The organism is Agrilactobacillus composti DSM 18527 = JCM 14202, from assembly GCF_001436375.1.
Classification (GTDB): domain Bacteria; phylum Bacillota; class Bacilli; order Lactobacillales; family Lactobacillaceae; genus Agrilactobacillus; species Agrilactobacillus composti.
Genome location: NZ_AZGA01000065.1, coordinates 17,067 through 34,793, shown reverse-complemented (window position 1 = coordinate 34,793; position 17,727 = coordinate 17,067). Strand labels below are relative to the sequence as shown.

18 protein-coding genes are annotated in these 17,727 nt (G+C 46.6%); 10 read left to right on the top strand and 8 right to left on the bottom strand.

The window, feature by feature from the left end; genetic code table 11:
• The first annotated feature begins 490 nt into the window (after positions 1–490).
• On the top strand, positions 491–1,252 hold the full coding sequence (locus FC83_RS10660; protein WP_052004533.1) for a helix-turn-helix domain-containing protein: 762 nt from the start codon (positions 491–493) through the stop codon (positions 1,250–1,252).
• Between the two features lie 71 nt (positions 1,253–1,323).
• On the opposite strand, the gene FC83_RS10655 is transcribed toward FC83_RS10660, so the two are convergent.
• Complete coding sequence (locus FC83_RS10655) at positions 1,324–2,550, bottom strand: MFS transporter (protein ID WP_057002761.1); 1,227 nt, start codon at positions 2,548–2,550, stop codon at positions 1,324–1,326.
• A gap of 166 nt (positions 2,551–2,716) precedes the next feature.
• A complete protein-coding gene (locus tag FC83_RS10650) occupies positions 2,717–4,084 on the bottom strand; it encodes an ammonium transporter (protein ID WP_057002760.1) in 1,368 nt (455 codons plus the stop codon).
• 471 nt (positions 4,085–4,555) lie between these two features.
• On the opposite strand from FC83_RS10650, the gene FC83_RS10645 reads away from it, so the two are divergent.
• Positions 4,556–6,877 carry an ABC transporter ATP-binding protein/permease gene (locus FC83_RS10645; protein ID WP_035451812.1) on the top strand — a complete coding sequence of 774 codons (2,322 nt, stop codon included), beginning with the start codon at positions 4,556–4,558 and terminating at the stop codon, positions 6,875–6,877.
• Positions 6,878–7,011: 134 nt separating this feature from the next.
• Here the strand turns inward: FC83_RS10645 and FC83_RS10640 are convergent, their stop codons facing one another.
• The 3 genes from FC83_RS10640 to FC83_RS10630 form a co-directional block, all read right to left on the bottom strand.
• Positions 7,012–7,437, bottom strand: coding sequence for an Ohr family peroxiredoxin (locus tag FC83_RS10640; RefSeq protein WP_057002759.1), 426 nt, complete (start codon positions 7,435–7,437; stop codon positions 7,012–7,014).
• A gap of 93 nt (positions 7,438–7,530) precedes the next feature.
• Positions 7,531–7,950 carry an OsmC family protein gene (locus FC83_RS10635; protein WP_035451813.1) on the bottom strand — a complete coding sequence of 140 codons (420 nt, stop codon included), beginning with the start codon at positions 7,948–7,950 and terminating at the stop codon, positions 7,531–7,533.
• Positions 7,951–7,986: 36 nt separating this feature from the next.
• A complete protein-coding gene (locus FC83_RS10630) occupies positions 7,987–8,484 on the bottom strand; it encodes a helix-turn-helix domain-containing protein (protein ID WP_035451814.1) in 498 nt (165 codons plus the stop codon).
• 505 nt (positions 8,485–8,989) lie between these two features.
• On the opposite strand from FC83_RS10630, the gene FC83_RS17455 reads away from it, so the two are divergent.
• The 8 genes from FC83_RS17455 (at position 8,990) to FC83_RS10590 (ending at position 15,920) form a co-directional block, all read left to right on the top strand.
• Positions 8,990–10,033 carry a coiled-coil domain-containing protein gene (locus FC83_RS17455; RefSeq protein WP_236700830.1) on the top strand — a complete coding sequence of 348 codons (1,044 nt, stop codon included), beginning with the start codon at positions 8,990–8,992 and terminating at the stop codon, positions 10,031–10,033.
• 77 nt (positions 10,034–10,110) lie between these two features.
• Positions 10,111–10,677: a hypothetical protein gene (locus FC83_RS10620; protein ID WP_052004535.1), complete on the top strand. Its 567-nt coding sequence runs from the start codon at positions 10,111–10,113 to the stop codon at positions 10,675–10,677.
• 15 nt (positions 10,678–10,692) lie between these two features.
• The gene (locus FC83_RS10615) at positions 10,693–11,535 is read left to right on the top strand and encodes a DUF6681 family protein (RefSeq protein WP_035451816.1); all 843 of its coding nucleotides are present in this window, start codon (positions 10,693–10,695) and stop codon (positions 11,533–11,535) included.
• A 100-nt stretch (positions 11,536–11,635) separates the two neighbouring features.
• Positions 11,636–12,109: a deoxycytidylate deaminase gene (locus FC83_RS10610; protein WP_035451817.1), complete on the top strand. Its 474-nt coding sequence runs from the start codon at positions 11,636–11,638 to the stop codon at positions 12,107–12,109.
• A gap of 12 nt (positions 12,110–12,121) precedes the next feature.
• Positions 12,122–12,895, top strand: coding sequence for a biotin--[acetyl-CoA-carboxylase] ligase (locus FC83_RS10605; protein WP_052004536.1), 774 nt, complete (start codon positions 12,122–12,124; stop codon positions 12,893–12,895).
• A 129-nt stretch (positions 12,896–13,024) separates the two neighbouring features.
• On the top strand, positions 13,025–14,011 hold the full coding sequence (locus FC83_RS10600; RefSeq protein WP_057002758.1) for a ring-cleaving dioxygenase: 987 nt from the start codon (positions 13,025–13,027) through the stop codon (positions 14,009–14,011).
• 155 nt (positions 14,012–14,166) lie between these two features.
• Positions 14,167–15,564, top strand: a complete 1,398-nt coding sequence (locus FC83_RS10595; RefSeq protein WP_035451818.1) for an APC family permease — start codon at positions 14,167–14,169, stop codon at positions 15,562–15,564.
• Positions 15,565–15,719: 155 nt separating this feature from the next.
• The gene (locus FC83_RS10590; protein WP_035451819.1) at positions 15,720–15,920 is read left to right on the top strand and encodes a cold-shock protein; all 201 of its coding nucleotides are present in this window, start codon (positions 15,720–15,722) and stop codon (positions 15,918–15,920) included.
• Positions 15,921–15,991: 71 nt separating this feature from the next.
• On the opposite strand, the gene FC83_RS10585 is transcribed toward FC83_RS10590, so the two are convergent.
• The 3 genes from FC83_RS10585 to FC83_RS10575 are packed head-to-tail and all read right to left on the bottom strand — an operon-like array spanning position 15,992 to position 17,724.
• The gene (locus tag FC83_RS10585; protein WP_035451820.1) at positions 15,992–16,270 is read right to left on the bottom strand and encodes a helix-turn-helix domain-containing protein; all 279 of its coding nucleotides are present in this window, start codon (positions 16,268–16,270) and stop codon (positions 15,992–15,994) included.
• Between the two features lie 25 nt (positions 16,271–16,295).
• Entirely contained in the window at positions 16,296–16,535 is a 240-nt protein-coding gene (locus FC83_RS10580) for a hypothetical protein (protein WP_152537703.1), read from the bottom strand.
• A 10-nt stretch (positions 16,536–16,545) separates the two neighbouring features.
• A complete protein-coding gene (locus FC83_RS10575) occupies positions 16,546–17,724 on the bottom strand; it encodes a multidrug effflux MFS transporter (RefSeq protein WP_035451824.1) in 1,179 nt (392 codons plus the stop codon).
• Between the last annotated feature and the right edge of the window lie 3 nt (positions 17,725–17,727).

Below are 17,727 nucleotides of genomic sequence, written 5' to 3'. Positions count from 1 at the left end.
TCCTTAGATAAGTAAGACCCAGCAGTAAGTAACGCCAACACAGCGCGTGCTTATCAAACGCAAACTACGTGGGAGACCGGAAGGTTGTTAGACCACATAGCGTTAGGCGTAAGTCTAAAGGTATCTATCCAGATGCCCTCGCCACTTGGTGGTGAGAGACAAGCTTGGTACTTTAGTGCCGAGAATCATTGACTGGTTGCTTGCCGCATGATGCATCGCTCCTTGCCTCATATGATGAAGTATTATTTTGATTAGTCTTCAGTTGACCGTCTTCGAGGTCAATCTTTTTGCGACGATATTTTTTAGAATTCAACGCAAGATTGCTGAATACATAGTGATTTGAAATTTTTGTATGTACGTTCGAATAACTTCAGTCTAAACCATGTCAGCTTATTTGTAAATAACTTTTCATAAAACTGTTATCAAGAAGTTGACTTTAAGCGATATAACGCCTATAATAATAACCATAAGAATAAGGAGGGTACGCATCGTGTCCAGCGAAAATAAAATTCCTCAACAAATATTAGTTTCACGTTCTAAACTCGGTTTGACCCAAGGCGAGTTGGCCGAACGGATCGGCGTCTCCAAGCAATCTGTCTCTAACTGGGAAACCGGCTCCAAGACGCCCCGCATGGGTGTTTTACAAAAAATGGCAGACTTATTTAACGTCAGTGTTGGTTATCTAACCGATGGTCAACCGGATGAGGCTGATTCTGAGATCTTACCAATCTACCGCAAATTGACAACAACGCGTCAACATAAGGTTTATGATTTCGCCAACAATCAGTTGATTGAACAAAAGAAACTTGAAGCCCTTACCCAACCTAGACATGCGGTTCGCCCCGCCAAAGACAAAGCTGACCAAGCAGATGCCGATAATCCCGATGCTTTGAAGGAAATCGACTGGTACGGTTACGTTTCTGCGGGTACCGGTGAATTCATGATCGACTTCGGTAAAAAAGATCAAGAACTCCCCGCCAGCCAAATTCCCCGGGAAGCTGATTTTTGTCTAACTGTTAACGGGAATAGTATGGAGCCAGTCTTCAAGGATGGGAGCCTGGTATTTGTCAAACGGCAAGAAGAACTCTCCAACGGGGCCATCGGCGTGGTCATTGTGGACAATGACGCCTTTTTAAAACGCATTTGGTTTGAAACTGACCATGCCCGCTTAGAATCGTTCAATCCCAAGTACCCTGATCGAATCATCAGTGATTTTCAAGATTTCCGCATCGTGGGTAAAGTTGTTTTATAACCCGCTAATTTTCTCCATAAAAATAGCGCTGGCAAACCTGGTTTCAAACAGGTTTGCCGGCGCTTATTTATTTAGGCCGCAGCCTTGCGCTTAGGATATTTAGCCGCAAAGACCACATACCCTAAACAAATCACTTCTAAGACCAAGGTCAATACAAAGACACTCCGGTACCCGGTGACACTGGCGATCATCGCCCCTAACATGGGACCCAGGACACTGCCCATGGCTTGAAATGACTGGGAATAACTGAAGATACGCCCAAAAGCATCCGCCGGCGAATTCAAGGTCATCAAAGTTTGATAAGCCGGAATAACCGCCGCATCTGATAAGCCAAACAAGAATCTTAAGAAAATAAATTGTTTCACATCTTGGAGGAAGATCATGGGTACCAAGACTAAAACTGCGGTAATTAAGCCGATATTTAAAATCTTTTGGGGACCCACGTGGTCAATGACCCGCCCCATTAACGAGGCGGCAATCAAAGTGGCCATCCCCGGGGCTGCTGAAACCACCCCACTGATCAAGGCCACATCCCCACGGCCATGGAGCAATTGCCGAACAAACAAACTGACAATAGGCTGAATGGAGCTAGCTGAAGCCTGCACCACCAAGGTGGTGATAAAAGTCCCGATCAACACACGGGGAGCCGTCAATTGATGGAAAACTTTTTTAATTGGGCGCATGGCAGCCGCCGCAATCGGTTTGAAGTCTTCATGGACAAAGAAAATAGTGGTCAAAAATACCACTAACATTAAAAAGCCAGCAATGAAAAAGGACGCCCGATAACCAAAGCTATCGGCTAAAAAGCCCCCGATCAACGGTCCCAATAAAGTCCCAGTGACCTGGCCCGTGGCTAGCGTTCCCATGGCTTGGCCCTTTTTATCCCGGGGGGATTCGGTGGCGATCATGGCCTGGGCATTGTTGATATACCCAGAAAAGCCCCCCTGAATCCCCCGCAACACGATCAATAACCAGACATTTCTGGTAAAGCCAATGGCAGTGATGGTCACGGCCATGACCCCGGCCGCCCGCAGGCACATCACCCGGCGGCCCTTACGATCAGCAAGGCGCCCCCAAGCCGGGGAAACCACAGCTTTGGCCAAGAAAGTAATGGCAAAGGCCGTCCCGCTTAAAATGTTCAATTGCCAGGGGGTAAATTTACCCAATGTATCAATAAATAATGGTAGAAATGGCATGGTCATGGAGTTCCCAAAGCCGGTGATAAAACAGCCGAACCACAAAACAGCTAAGTTACGCTGCCAGCCACGCCTAAAATAATTTCCTAAAACAGTCCTCATTACGCTCACCTAAATTTCTGTATAAGCATAATCATACCTATTTTTAGGCTTGAAATCAATTGGGCCTAGGCATGGCCTTAAAAAGACCGCCGCGGACACATGAAGTGCCAGCAGCGGTCTTTACTATTTTGTGATGACGTGTGTTCAACTTAGTCCAACAAACCCATTAACGGGGTCGATGGGGTGTTTGCGGGGTTTCCCGCAGATTATTGGTGGTGGTGTCAAAGCCTCGCAGTTGTCCTTTAAATTCGTCCGGGAAGGTTTGCACATCCCCAGAGTCGGTCTTAAAGGCATCGATTTCTTCAGAGAGATGAATGGTATAATCCACGGCCTCACCGTGTTCGCCCATATCCAGCCCCTGAACTTCTTCAGCCTCATCCACCCGCATCCGAACTACCAAACGCAGTCCTAAGATGATCAAGGTCCCCACAATGGACACGATGGCGATGGTGGCAAAGGTGCCGATCAATTGAATCCCAAATAACTTGGCGCCGCCGCCGTAAAAGAGCCCGTTAGTGGTCACCACTGAGTTCACGGACTTGGTGGCAAATAGCCCCACGGCAATACTGCCCACGATCCCAGAGACCCCGTGACACCCAAAGGCATCCAAGGTATCGTCCACACCGACTTTTTCTTTAAAGAAGTTGACCCAGATATAACTGACCACGGTGCACAACAGGCCGATCCAAAAAGCCCCCAACACCGTCACATAACCCGTAGCCGGTGTAATGCCCACCAGGCCACACAAGGTCCCGGTACACACCCCAATCAACGTAGGTTTACCCAAGCGGATAATGTCTAAGACCATCCAAGTAATCATGGCCGACGCCGTGGAAACCGTGGAGGTAATGGCCGCTTGCATAGCCACATTGTCTACCCCCAGGGCAGAACCGGCATTAAAACCATACCAGCCGATCCAAAGAATCGCCGTCCCCAGCAGTACCCAAGGAATGTTATAGTGCTCCTCTTCTTTACCATAATCTAGGCGTTTGCCTAAGAAAATCGACAACATCAAGGCGGTGATCCCCGCGTTGATATGGACCACGGTGCCCCCGGCAAAATCCAAGACCCCTAAACCTGCTAAGAGGCCGTTGGGACTCCAGACCATATGTACCAAAGGATAGTAAATCAAGATAGACCATAAAACAATGAACCACATCAAGAAGTTAAAGCGTAACCGCCCCACCACGGCTCCCACGAACAAAGCTGGCGTAATGATGGCAAACATCATCTGGAACAACATATAAACGCCCGTAGGGATCTTCGTAGCGGTTAATGTGGTCAAATTCAAGCCACTCATGAACCAATGGGATACCGTGCCAATAATGCCGCCGATATTCCCATTAAAGGATAGTTCATACCCAAAAGCCACCCATAACAAAACAGCGATCCCACAAATAAAGAAGACTGAGAACATGGTATTAACCACGTTACGCCGGGACACCAACCCGCCGTAGAAAAAGGCTAAGCCCGGTGTCATAAAAAGCACCAAGATGCTGGAAATCAGGACAAAAGCCGTATTTGCACCACTCATAATCTATTCCTCCATGTGAACTAAGTTTAATATGTTAGCTATATTAACACACGATTAGAAATATACCAATAGTTTTTATTAGGTGTTAGGTCTTGATTTAACAGCGAATAACAGGAGATACCGCTTTTATCAACGCCGACATTTTTTGAAACTTTTTGGGCCCAATTCACACCGTAGGTTAACTATGCTGCCATAACCACGACAATAGCCAAATACCCGCCCAGGGGTTGCAACCCGGTTGAAAATCGCCCTTTGCCCCAATGCCGCTTTGGCCCGGCAGCTAACGCTAGCGCTTTCACGAAATGAAGTCCAGACTTTGGTTGGATGGACAATTGGGTTGCAGTAGCTTAATATACCTATATTACGTGTATCACAAATCGATGCCCCTAATATGTTCTTAACGGTCTAAATTCGAAGCATCACCATGGACTGGATGGTACGCCATTTGGACATATTCAGAAAGCGAATTCAATGCTGGAACTCAAGCATATCAAGAAGTATTACCACGTGGGCGACACGATCACTAAGGCTTTGGACGATGTTTCCGTCTCCTTTCGCCAACAGGAATTCGTCGCCATCCTGGGTCCGTCCGGTTCCGGGAAAACGACCTTATTAAACATGATCGGCGGCCTGGATCGCTATGATTCTGGGGACTTGATCATTGAAGGCAAGTCCACCAAGACATTTAAAGACGCAGACTGGGATGCCTACCGCAATAATTCCATTGGGTTTATTTTCCAAAGCTATAATATTATCGGTCACTTAAGTATTCTGGATAACGTGGAGATGGGGATGACCCTTTCTGGCGTGCCCAAGGCGGAAAAACAGCAACGGGCTGAAGATGCTTTGACCCGAGTCGGTTTGGCGGAACACATGCACAAGCGGCCGAACCAACTTTCCGGGGGCCAAATGCAGCGGGTGGCCATTGCCCGGGCCATCGCCAACGACCCTGAGATCCTCTTGGCCGATGAACCCACGGGGGCCTTGGATTCCGTTACCAGTGAAGAAATCATGCAGCTGATCAAAGACCTGTCTAAAGAACGCTTAGTCATCATGGTCACCCATAACCCCTCACTGGCCAAGGAATATGCCGATCGGATCATTAACTTTGCCGATGGTAAAATTCAAGATGACTCAGCCCCATATGATGAACACGAAGCTGACGACCACTTTACCCTAAAGCGCACCAAGATGAGTTTTTGGACGGCCTTGAAATTATCCTTCACCAATATCAAAACCAAAAAGGGTCGAACCTTCTTGACCATGTTTGCCTCCAGTATCGGGATCATCAGTGTGGCCATCGTGCTAGCCTTGTCCACGGGTTTTCAAACCCAAATTGATAAAACCGAAGGGGAAACGCTAGCCCAGTACCCCATCACCATTGCCCGCCAAGGCCAAGACACCTCCCAACAGCCAGAACAGCAAAAGGGCTTTTCTAAAAGTGATCGGGTCACCGCCAAAACTAGCGCTTCGGATAAGGCCCAACATTTGAACAAAATCGACCAAAACTATTTGAATTACTTAAATGGCTTGGATAAAAAACTGGCTAAAAATATCAGTTATACCTATGCCACCGGGCTCAATTTGGTCCGGGACATCAATGGCCAGTACAAGCCCGTGAAGTTCTCCAACAGCAACCCTGAAAATACCGGAGCGGATCCCAGTGCTATGATGGCCACCCTGGGGGTAGGCGGCTCCGTTTATCCGGTGGATCGTTATGGCAAACAATCCTATCTCAAAACTAACTATAAAGTCCTATCCGGCAGTTATCCCACCGCCGCAACTGACGTGGTCTTAATTGTGAACCGGGACAATACTTTGAATATCAATAGCTTGAAAAACCTGGGCTTTAAGGTCAAAGAAAATCAAAAGTACAACTACAAGGATCTGGTGGGTCAAACCATCAAAGTCGTGGCTAACAACGACTACTATCAACAAGTGCCCACCGGCAACTTCATCCCCAAGACCGACTATAACGACATGGCCAACGCCAAGGACACCAAGACTTTGAAAATCGCCGGTGTCCTGCGGGTCAAGTCTAAGAAGTCCGACGGGATGCTGGCCAGCGGCATCGCTTATTCTGATCGCCTCAGCAGTGCGGTGATTGACCAAAACCAAAATTCCGCCATCGTCAACGCCCAAAAGAATAGTGATACCAACGTGATGACCAACGAAACCTTGACCAGCAGTTCTAAAAAAACGGTCCTGGCTTACTTGGGGGGCGACAAAATCCCCGCGGCCATTCAAATCTATCCCAACAACTTTGACGACAAGGATAAAATCTTGACCTACCTGAAAAAGTACAATAAGGATAAAAGTAAAGCCGACAAGATTATCTACACTGACTTAGCCGGCACCGTCTCCAGTCTCACTGGTGGTTTGATGAGTGCCATCACCTATGTCTTAGTGGCCTTTGCCGGTATTTCCTTAGTCACCAGTATGATCATGATCGCCATCATCACCTATACTTCAGTCTTGGAACGGACCAAGGAAATTGGGGTGTTAAAGGCCTTGGGGGCCCGGAAGAAAGATATCACCCGGGTCTTTGATGCTGAAACAGTTATCCTAGGGGTCGGGGCCGGTATCTTAGGGGTCTTGATCGCTTGGTTAGCCACCTTCCCAATCAATTTGATCCTGGAGAACATCACTGGCCTAGCCAATGTCTCCCACTTGAATCCAATTCATGGGGTGATCTTGATCATAATTTCCACTATTCTCACCGTATTAGGGGGGCATATCCCAGCCCGGATGGCCGCCAAGAAAGACGCCGCCATCGCCCTGCGGACAGAATAACCCTAGCTTTCAAACCCATTTTTCTTTCAATAGCACCAAACAAAAAAGCGTGGTCAAGTTGATCATGCTTTTTTTGCGGTACCATCTAAAAATGCCGGCAGCAAGACGCCACCGGCAGTAAAGTTATTTAAAAATTATTCAGCGCTTAAGTCCACTTCTACGTTGCCAACGATGGCTTTAGAATAAGGACAGATGTTTTCAGTTTCTTTCATAAACCCAATTGTTTCTTCAGGGCTGAGACCATCCACATGGCCAATTAGATGAACTTTGAGTTTGAAATCAGTTTTTGTAGGGCCATTGTATAATTCCACTTCAGCCCGCACTGTCCGATTTAAGTCCCCTTTGCCAGCGGCTTCCAATGGGAAAACCATGGCGCCGTTGAAACAAGCTGAAAAACCAGCGGCAAATAATTGTTCCGGTGTGGTGGTGCCCGGTTTGTCAGACATGGATGTCCGGACATCTAAGGAGCCATTAGGTGCCTTAGATTCGCCTTCACGACCGCCTTCATTGACCATTGTTTTGACTGAAATCTTTTTCATATCTTCATAACTAACTGCCATTATTGATAACCTCCTGAATATTTTTTGTTTACCCTTCTAGTATAGCGTGGGTAAATAGATTGTACAACATTTAATTTTTGAAAATGTATCCGCTTAAACTTCATCTACCGGTACGGCCACGGACAGGGTGCCATGGACCGGGCATAAATCAACACAATCTTGCAAGAACGCACTTTGATCAGTGGGATTTAAATTAGAGTGCATCACCACGTGGTAAGTGATTTCGGTAAATTGATTGTGGATGTTAGGATCGTGTAAGCCGCCCATTTCCAAATTGCCGCTGACCGTGACTTCAAAATCTTGGATCTCAATATGCCGTTTGCCAGCTTGGCCCTTGACGGTGATGGCCAAACAAGAACCCAATGACCCTAAGAGGTATTGCACCGGATTTGGTGCTAAATCGGTCCCTCTAGAAGCAATTGGTTCATCGGTAAGATATTCATGGTTGCCGGTGTTGGTTAACACTTGTTGGCCTTCTGCTAAAAGCTTAGAAGTAACTTTATAAAATGACATTCAAAAACCTCCTAGTTGTCTGTTGGTACCACACAATTAATGCTGATTGTTGTCAAACTGCTCATTCTTCACAAAAGTCACTTTGACATCACAGCCGTAAACATTGGCAAAGCGGGCCAGCGTCTCCAGAGATGGGACACTGGACCCTTTTTCCAAATTAAACACACTGGAATAAGACATCCCCGTTTGTTCGGAAATCTCCGTCCGTTGAAAGGCCCGCTTTTCCCGGTAATTGCGCAGGAACAAGCCCGCCTTTTTGGCAATGGCTTCTCTTTGATCCTTCACCGATGTCACAAAGCCCCCCACTTCATCGCCGGCCACCACGACATGTTCCGCCGCGCTGTCGGCAGGTGTCTCTTCCACCGGTGTTTCTGGAATTTTTAAATCCGGATTTAACTCGGTCAACCGCTGCAACAAATCATTTAATCCTTTGGCAAAAATATTCAATTCTTCCTGGGTAATATCCCTTGGTATAGAAAGCTTAGCCTGGCTTTCGGTGGTTGGTAGTGCTAACTTAAGATTTTTTTCGTTCATTTTCTTATCCCCTACTAAAACAATGATAGACTGACACCAATTTACCAAAGTTTCTATTCTCTACTATAATATAAAATGTATATAACAAAAAAGCAATTATATTCATCTAAAACCGGCAAAATATGTTAAATAAACTATGACATAGTGCCAGGGGTATCTATTTTCTGAAAGGAAGACCTATTTCGTCATAAAAGTAAAACATAAACTGAATTTATCCAAAAATTGTTGGACATTTCAGAAAAATTGTTCGTTTTTGAAATGTTAAACCAGCGCTGAATTCAACTTTACACGGGCGCAAGCCTTGGCGGAGCTTTAAATTGGCACAGACCGATTTACTGAAATCGATTCCTAAACGTTGCTAATCATACCCCGAATGCCGGTCAATCCAACGTGCCAGAATTGGCCTTTGGCAGGACTTGGGGAATGTTTTATAATTATAGTATGCCCGGCGTTTTACTTGTGGCGCTGCCTTAAAAAACGCCCTACACTGGCTTGGAGGAATCAGATGAAAAAGTACACCGGTTACGTATTGGCCCTGCTATTACTGGGGCTTGGTCTAGGCAGTATAGCGCCAACACCTGTTTTGGGGGATGCCCTCAGTGACTTAGATGCCCAAAATCAGGCCATCGCCACCCAACAGAACCAATTAAACGACCAGTTAAATGCCCAGATGGCCGTGGTCAGCAGCCAAACCATTAAAACCAATCAACTACAACAACAATTAAATCAAACCCAACAACAGCTCCACTATAACCAACGGGACTTGACCTTGGCAACTAAGCGCTTAGCCCAACGGCGGCAGGCTGTGAAAAAGCGCCTCAGGGCCATCCAACGCCAAGGCCCCACTCCCAATTTAATCCAGGCTGTGCTCCAGGCCAATTCTTTGACCCAACTGTCCCAAGCAGTCTATGTGATCAAAACCGTGCAACAAGCCGATGACTTGGCCATCCATAACGTCGCCGTCAGTTTGAAAGCCCTTAAGACCACCCAGGCCAATTTATTGACCAAACAAGCCCAATTAGTCGCCCAACAACAACAGTTAGATCAAGCCAAAGCCCAATTACAAACGGACTTGACCCACCTAAAGCAGTTAATGGCCCAAAACCAGACGCAAATGGCCCAACTCACCGCCCAAAAAGAAGCCTTAATTCAACAAATTGAACAGGAGGCTAAAGCCAAGGCCCAAGAACAGGCCCAAGCCCAAGCCGCCGCTGACCAACAACGCAGCAATACGGCGGCCATTTTTTCAGGTAACGGCTTGAATTTGACCCCCAGCGGCCCCACGGCGACTGGCGTAAAAATTTCTTTTTATGACCCAGCTGTTTTAGGCTCCACCATGGGCTATAATGGGGTAGCTGCTAATTTGGCGGTCTATCCCAAGGGCACCAAGTTAAAAATCGTCTTCGCCGATGGCACCACCATCCATCGGGTGGTCAATGACACCGGTACCTTCGTTTATACCAGCCCCAACCAAATTGATGTGGCTTGGCCCAACGCCGCCATCCCCAGCTATGGCATAACCTCCGCCACCGTAACGGTTGAAAGCTAAGACTTTAGCCTGTAGAATGGAAGCTTGAGCATCAAAAATTCATAAATGTCATTTATAATACTTATGAGGTGAATTATATGGCTTATCGTACGCCACCATTTTTGACACCAGCGGCCATCGTTTCTTTGATTTTGTCCGTTTCGGTGATCAACTTTGGTGTCAGTCAAGTTGCACCGGTGAAAACCACACCCAGCAACAATATTTCAAAAACCAGTAGCAGCACCAGCAAATCTAGCAAAGCCCCTGCTGAATCCAATTCTAAATCAAGTGCTTCCAGCCGCTCTGAATCTAAACCTTCAGATGAAAGTTCTAGTGTCAGCTCCCAAAGCAGCAGTGAAAGCAGTCAAAGTCGTTCCAGTGCCAGCAGTTCTAGCAGCAATAACACCACCAACGACAATGACAATGATACCAATGGCAATCAGCAAAATAATACCAGTAAAGACAACAATAATACTGGGACTGGCAATCAAGGCAATACTACGGATAATGGCAATACGAACACCGGCGGCGGCACCACTGGTGGGGATACCACCAATAGCGGTGGCAATACAAACTCCAACGACACCAGCAAAGATAACACCACCACAGGCGGGGCCACGACGCCATCTGGCAACACTACGCCCCAAAATAAAACCACTAATTAAAAACTAGGTGATGACATGTTAACCATTTTAGATACCCTGAATCACTTTTTGGGTTATTTTAATATCAATAACAAACCCCGCAATCAAATTTACACCGTGATTGCGTCCTTAGGTAATTTCTACCTATTATACTTAGCCCTGCACGCTTTTCGCTACCAGTACTATCCCCGGGCTATCCTCTACCTACTCGTCTTCTTAATTTTATTGTACTTCTGCATTTTAAATATCATTTTTTACTTCACCCAAAAAACGGTGAAGTTTGATATTTCTCCTAAAATAGAAAAACTTTTAGGGGGGCCACCAAAAGAAGCCGTAGCCCAACAGCAGGCCCAACAACAAGGTCAGCAGACCCCAGCCACCAAGATCCAAAATGTCCCCACAGCTGGCCTCTTTAATGAAAACAGTTTGGTCCCAGCTACGATCAACATCAGTAGCCAAGAACAAGACAATCTGCGCAGTGTGGTCCAAGAGTTAGAACACCAGGCCCTGTTAGATCATGGCTTTGACCAATTATCGGACTTAGAGATTTCGCAAAAATTACAAAAGAATCAACCTGTGACTAAAATCACGCACCCCACGGCCTTGCCTTTCTTTAACCTGCAAATTCAAGATCAAGATGTGATCATCTTAGCCGGGCTCAATGCCTTGACCGCTAAACCCGTGGGTCATCTGGCTCACGTGGGCTTGTCCAATATTGATGAAGCCATGGCTAATTACAAATTGGCCCTCGCCGACTTGAAAGTTTTCGGCGGCCCGCAAAAAGTCTTGGATCAAGGGGCGATTTCTGAAGTCCCCACCCCTTATAAATTACAGGCTAAAGTTGCCTTTCAACAAAAACAAGCGCCCAAAGCGCCCTAGAATTTATTACACAGCGTTTGCGTAATCGGCATGAACGATTGCCAAACGCTTTTGTTTTGAAAAATCCATGCTTTCATTTTAATCCGGAGGTCAAATCATCATGACATATACCATCGAACCATCCAAACGTCACAAAGATCGAGAAACTTGGGATCAATACTTTATGAAATTGGCCATCAGTGTGGCCCAACGCTCCACTTGTGAGCGGGCCACCGTGGGCAGCGTGTTAGTCCGGGATAAACGTATTATCGCCACGGGCTATAACGGCAGTGTCCTGGGGGAACCCCATTGTGATGACGCCGGCCATTTAATGGATAATGGTCATTGTATCCGCACCGTGCATTCCGAGTTAAATGCGATTTTACAATGTGCCGCCAATGGGGTCCGGACCAAAGGCGCTGCCTTATTTGTGACCCACTTTCCCTGTTTAAACTGCACCAAAGCCTTGATCCAAGCCGGCATTGTGGCCATTAGTTATTGCTACGACTATCACAACGACGCCTATGCCTTAGAGTTGATGCACTCCCATCATATGCAACTTACCAAAATTCCTATTACCAGTTTAAAAAAATGAGGTGCTTTTTAAATGTCCCTTGATTTAGCTGCCCTGCAACAACAGACCCAACTGAACGAACATACCACCCCAACGTTATATTATTCGCCAACAATAGACTCCACCAATACCGCTGCCAAGCGGCGGGTGGCAGCCGGTCAAAAGCCGCCTTTTTTCATCGTGGCTAGTCAACAAACCGCCGGCAAAGGCCGCTTAAATCGCGCCTTTTACTCCCCGGCCGATACCGGGATTTACCTCACCTATACCTTTGTGGGGGACCTGGCCACCTTAAATCCGGGGCTGTTAACCACCAGTGTGGCGGTGATTGCCGCCCAAGCCATCACGAAAATGTTTCACGTGAAACCTCAAATCAAATGGGTCAATGACCTCTATCTGCGGGATAAAAAGATCACCGGCATCCTCTGTGAAACCACGCCCATCAATGCCCAACAAGTGGCGGTCATCGTGGGCATGGGTATCAATTTAAAAACCCCCAACAACTTGGCCCCGGACTTGGCCGCCAAAGTTGGGGGCATCGACGCCCCTGGAGATGTGGTGGCATTGGTGGCGGACTTATTGCAGGCCCTGCCGAAATTAGCCGAAACTTACGCCACGGGTGATTACCTGCCCTATTACCACCAACATGCCTATCTGCAAGGCAAGACCGTGATCTTACAAACCGGGGCCACTAAAGTAAAGGGTGAAGTCGCCGGCATTGCCCCTAACGGTGGTTTGGAATTGCAGACCCCGCAAGGACTTAAGACCTTTGATTCCGGGGAAGTCACTCGGGTTTTATTTGATTTTTAACCAGTTTGTGCAAACGAAATCCCGGTTTAAAGGGACTGATAAGCTAATTTCTCAAAGTATTCAGTTGCTTTTCCCCCAGCTTCATGATACGATACTTACATAAAGTAAGTAAAAAGGGGAGCGTTATTTATGAATACTAATTTAACCGGTTTACATCACTTAACAGCCATTACTTCCAGTGCCCCAAAGATTTTCGACTTCATGACTGAAATTTTAGGTCTACATTTAATTAAAAAAACCGTCAACCAAGACGATGTGAGAACTTATCACTTATACTTCACCGATGACATGGGCACCGCCGGCACAGACATCACGTTCTTTGACTTCCCCGGCATCCCCCAAGCCATCCACGGCACCAACGAATTGAACCGGACTTCTTTTCGCATTCCTAACGACAAAGCCCTAGATTATTGGATCCAGCGCTTTGATCAATACAAAGTCCGCCACGGCGAAATCGACGAACGTTTCGGCGCCAAGATCCTTTACTTCTACGATTTTGACGGCCAAAATTACCAATTGATCTCCGATGAACACAACCAAGGGGTCCCCGGCGGCACGCCTTATCGCTACAGCCCAGTGCCCGCTGAATTTGCCATTGTGGGCTTAGGCCCGGAATACATCACCACCGATGACCCCGACAACCTAGGGGCTGTTTTAGTGGACCTCTTAGAATTTGAAAAAGTCCAAAAAGAGGGCCAATTCACCTTGTATGAACTCCATCAAGGTGGGCACGGCGCCCAAGTGATCGTGGACCATCAACGCTTCTTAAATCAAGCCATGCAAGGCTACGGGGGCGTGCACCATTTGGCTTTTCGAACGGACGATGAAAAGAGCTTGAACTATTGGATCGAACGCATTTCTGGCCGAGGCTTTAAAGATTCCGGCTTTGTGGATCGTTTTTACTTCAAGTCCGAGTACTTCCGGCCAATCCCTGGTCTACTCTTTGAAATCGCCACGGACGGCCCTGGCTTCTTATTAGACGAAACTTACGAAGAAGCCGGCGTCCACTTGGAATTACCACCATTCTTAGAAGGCGACCGGGCTAGCATTGAAGCCAATTTAGTGCCTTTTAATACCGTGCCAAATTCCCCAGAAGCCCACGTGGGTGATAAATAAGTCATTTATATTAACAACAGCCCTGGCAGGTTAGAAAACTCTAACCGCCAGGGCTGTTTTGGCATTAAGAAAATCCTTAAATCTAGCAAGTACCATTGACATGAAAGGATTTTTCCACTATCCTGAAAGTTAAAAAATGATTAAAGGAGTTTGCTATGTCAGTTTGGGAGAAAATGACCCGCAAAGCTAACATCCATCAGTATTTGAAAGAGGATGTTAAGTTTCAAAAGACGCTGAAAGCCAGAGACCTCATGGCCTTAGGGATCGGGGCCGTCATCGGCACTGGTATCTTTATTTTACCAGGTACCGTGGCCGCCACCACCGCCGGGCCCGGCGTCATTTTAAGTTTCTTAGTCGCTGCTATTATTTGTGCCACTGCTGCCATGTGTTACGCCGAATTCGCTTCATCTTTACCAGTAGCCGGCAGTGCTTATTCTTATGGGAACATTATTTTTGGCCAATTTATTGGCTGGGTCATCGGCTGGGCGCTGATCTTGGAATACATGCTAGCTGTGGCCGCCGTATCAGTGGGCTTTTCCGCCTACTTTAGTGCCTTTTTAAAGGGCTTTGGCTTACACCTGCCCCAAGCTATCTCTGGGGCCTTTGACCCTAGCCATGGGACTTATATCAACGTGATCGCCATCCTAGTGGTTTGGGTGATTGCCTGGATGTTATCTAAAGGTATGAAGTCTTCTATGCGCATCAATGATTTCATGGTTATTGTTAAAATTGCTATTATTATTTTATTCGTCGTCGTGGGCTTCTTCTATGTGAAACCTAGCAACTGGTCGCCATTCTTGCCCTTTGGTTCTCGTGGTATCGTCGGCGGGGCAGCCACCGTATTCTTTGCTTATTTGGGCTTTGATGCGGTCTCTGCTTCCGCCCCAGAAGTCAAAGATCCCCAGAGGAACTTACCAGTAGGCATCATTGGCACCTTGATCATTGCCACTATTTTGTACATGGCTGTTTCCACAGTTTTGACCGGGATGGTGCCTTTTACGAAATTAAACGTCGCCGATCCCGTTTCCTTCGCCTTACAGTTAGTGAACTTGAACGGTGTAGCTGGCATTATCTCCGTGGGGGCCATGGCCGGGATGTTTACCATGATGGTCACCATGATTTACAGCAGTTCCCGCTTGGTTTATGCCATTGGCCGGGATGGTCTCTTGCCTAAATTCTTAGGTAATATCAATAAGAATCACTTGCCTAACCACAGTTTAATCACCGTCACCATCATCATTTCCCTGATGGGCGGCTTCATTAACATCGGGCAATTGGCTGAACTAGTTAATATCGGGACCTTGATTGCCTTCTCCTTTGTTTCCATTGGTATTATTCCTTTGCGCAAACGCCATGATATTGAAAATGCCGATGGTTTTAAAGTACCGCTATACCCTGTCTTGCCAGTTATTTCATTAATCCTGTGTCTCGCGTTGATGACCCAACTCCACCTGGAAACTTGGTTAGCCTCCATCGCTTGGTTCGTGGTGGGCTTGATTATTTACCTCACCTACGGGATGAATCATTCTAATATTAAAGTAGACGAAAAATAATCTTAGAACTAAATTTGCTTTATTTAATTTAACATGTTATAGTAATAAACAGTAATTGATGGAACGGATTTTATAAGTTTTTGCTTTATAGATTTCTTTCAAAGGTTACCAGTTGTTTGTTACTCAAGGTTTGTTATTGAAAGGAATTTATACACATGCAAAACGGTACAGTTAAATGGTTTAACGCAGACAAAGGTTTCGGCTTTATTACTACAGACGAAGGCAACGACATTTTCGTTCACTTCTCTGCTATCCAAAGTGACGGTTACAAATCTCTTGATGAAGGTCAAAAAGTATCTTTTGACGTTGAACAAAGCGATCGTGGCCCACAAGCTGCAAACGTTGTTAAACTTTAATTCGTTAAACAACCTTTAAAAAACACAGGTCTTCGGGCCTGTGTTTTTTTGTGCGCTATTCTTTAAATCTTTTAAACAAGACTCAGTTTGATTCGCTTCCCCAGTGCAGTTGCTATCTTACCAAGCGTTTCAAAGCTGGTGTTATCCCCCCGCTCAATACGAGCGACTGTAGACTGTGGGACACCTGCTTTAGCCGCCAAATCGCGCTGTGTTAACCCTGCGGATTCGCGTGCTTGGCTAATTACGATAGCTGCTTCAAGTTTATTTGACTCACGATCAAAATCAGCTTTGAATTCTGGATCTTCAAGACGTGCTTTCAAATCATCATCAAATTTAATGTTTTTGACCATTTTTCTCCTCTTCTTCCATATGCTATCATAAATGTTCTTTCCGATGTCGCCAAAAATAAACCACCCAAGCTGGTATCCCGATCACCAGGTTAGCAACTAAAGGCAAGGCACAAAATAGCCAAATGTCTAACCCCCGATAGCCTTTGACTCCCACAAAGAAAAGCGCTGAGACGACAAAGAGAATTACGCCAGCTAGGGGTAAAACCAGGCGAAAATACAGTGACAAACGCAGATACATCGTTTTTGAATCAATGGGTTTCATCATGTTGGCCTCCTTACGCCAGCCGTTTGGTAAACCCAGTATAAATCAAAAACCCAATAACTTCAGCCGTGAACATCAGTAAGACCATCGGTACTTGGGAATGACTGCCAAACAAGCCCACCAAGGGCGTAGCTAGGCCGCCAATGGCGTTCATGGATAAGCCTAATAAAGCTGAGGCGCCGCCGGCCTTATCCCCCTCGGCATTCATCGCCAGTGAGGTGGCTGTGGTATTTACGATCCCGATGCCAAAGACCATCAACAACAGTCCGATCATCAACACATACATATTTGTCCCCAAAATCAAGCTCAGGCTCAACAGACCAGTGACACTGACGCCAAATAAAATCCCCACTCGCAAAATCCGCTCCTCTGACAAATTCGTCACCAAGCGGCCCACGATATTGCTGCCTAGGACTAGACTGATGCCATTGATGGCGTAAATGAAGCTAAACATCTGCGGGGATAAATGATAAATCTGCTGGAAGACAAAGGAAGACCCGGCGATATACACAAACAAGGCCCCCATGACAAAGCCTTGACCCAGGGCATATTTCATAAAGCCCCCATCTAAGACCAATTCTCCCATCTCCTTAAAGGCATGGCCGGTGCTGCGACTGCGTTTGGCCTTGGGTAGGGTCTCCTTGAGGAAAAATAACACACATAATACCAAAATCACCCCAATAATCCCTAAGATCATAAAAATCCCCTGCCAATTGGTGAAGCGAATGACCAAGCCCCCAAATAAAGGGGCAATGATTGGAAAGACCCCGTTGATGGACATCAAGATGGCCATGAAACGGGCCAAAGACTTTCCGGAAAACTGATCCCGGGCAATGGAACGGGATAACACTTGCCCCGCTGACCCTCCTAGGCCCTGGATAAAGCGTAGGACGATCAAGGTGCTGATCTGGGTCACCCCCACGATCACAAAACTGGTCAAGGCATAAAAGCCCACCCCGATCAATAAAGGCCAGCGACGGCCAAAGCGGTCACTAATGGGCCCCACAAAAACTTGGCCAATGGCTAAGCCCAACAGGCAAGCGGTGATGGACAACTGAGCCAAAGATTGACTGGTATGTAAGTTGGCTTGTAGGTCCGGCAAAGCGGGTAAGTACATATCCATGGATAAGGGGCCAAATGCACTCAAAGTCCCCAATAAAAAAGTTAATAAAAATCGTTTGGCTCTAGCCACGCC

Bases quoted from the DNA above. Each gene is read 5' to 3' on its own strand.
- FC83_RS10610 (WP_035451817.1), top strand. From the start codon at position 11,636: ATGACATATACCATCGAACCATCCAAACGTCACAAAGATCGAGAAACT.
- FC83_RS10585 (WP_035451820.1), bottom strand. From the start codon at position 16,270: ATGGTCAAAAACATTAAATTTGATGATGATTTGAAAGCACGTCTTGAA.
- FC83_RS10605 (WP_052004536.1), top strand. From the start codon at position 12,122: ATGTCCCTTGATTTAGCTGCCCTGCAACAACAGACCCAACTGAACGAA.
- FC83_RS10630 (WP_035451814.1), bottom strand. From the start codon at position 8,484: ATGAACGAAAAAAATCTTAAGTTAGCACTACCAACCACCGAAAGCCAG.
- FC83_RS10640 (WP_057002759.1), bottom strand. From the start codon at position 7,437: ATGGCAGTTAGTTATGAAGATATGAAAAAGATTTCAGTCAAAACAATG.
- FC83_RS10600 (WP_057002758.1), top strand. From the start codon at position 13,025: ATGAATACTAATTTAACCGGTTTACATCACTTAACAGCCATTACTTCC.
- FC83_RS10615 (WP_035451816.1), top strand. From the start codon at position 10,693: ATGTTAACCATTTTAGATACCCTGAATCACTTTTTGGGTTATTTTAAT.
- FC83_RS10650 (WP_057002760.1), bottom strand. From the start codon at position 4,084: ATGAGTGGTGCAAATACGGCTTTTGTCCTGATTTCCAGCATCTTGGTG.
- FC83_RS10655 (WP_057002761.1), bottom strand. From the start codon at position 2,550: ATGAGGACTGTTTTAGGAAATTATTTTAGGCGTGGCTGGCAGCGTAAC.
- FC83_RS17455 (WP_236700830.1), top strand. From the start codon at position 8,990: ATGAAAAAGTACACCGGTTACGTATTGGCCCTGCTATTACTGGGGCTT.
- FC83_RS10635 (WP_035451813.1), bottom strand. From the start codon at position 7,950: ATGTCATTTTATAAAGTTACTTCTAAGCTTTTAGCAGAAGGCCAACAA.
- FC83_RS10620 (WP_052004535.1), top strand. From the start codon at position 10,111: ATGGCTTATCGTACGCCACCATTTTTGACACCAGCGGCCATCGTTTCT.
- FC83_RS10645 (WP_035451812.1), top strand. From the start codon at position 4,556: ATGCTGGAACTCAAGCATATCAAGAAGTATTACCACGTGGGCGACACG.
- FC83_RS10580 (WP_152537703.1), bottom strand. From the start codon at position 16,535: ATGATGAAACCCATTGATTCAAAAACGATGTATCTGCGTTTGTCACTG.
- FC83_RS10590 (WP_035451819.1), top strand. From the start codon at position 15,720: ATGCAAAACGGTACAGTTAAATGGTTTAACGCAGACAAAGGTTTCGGC.
- FC83_RS10595 (WP_035451818.1), top strand. From the start codon at position 14,167: ATGTCAGTTTGGGAGAAAATGACCCGCAAAGCTAACATCCATCAGTAT.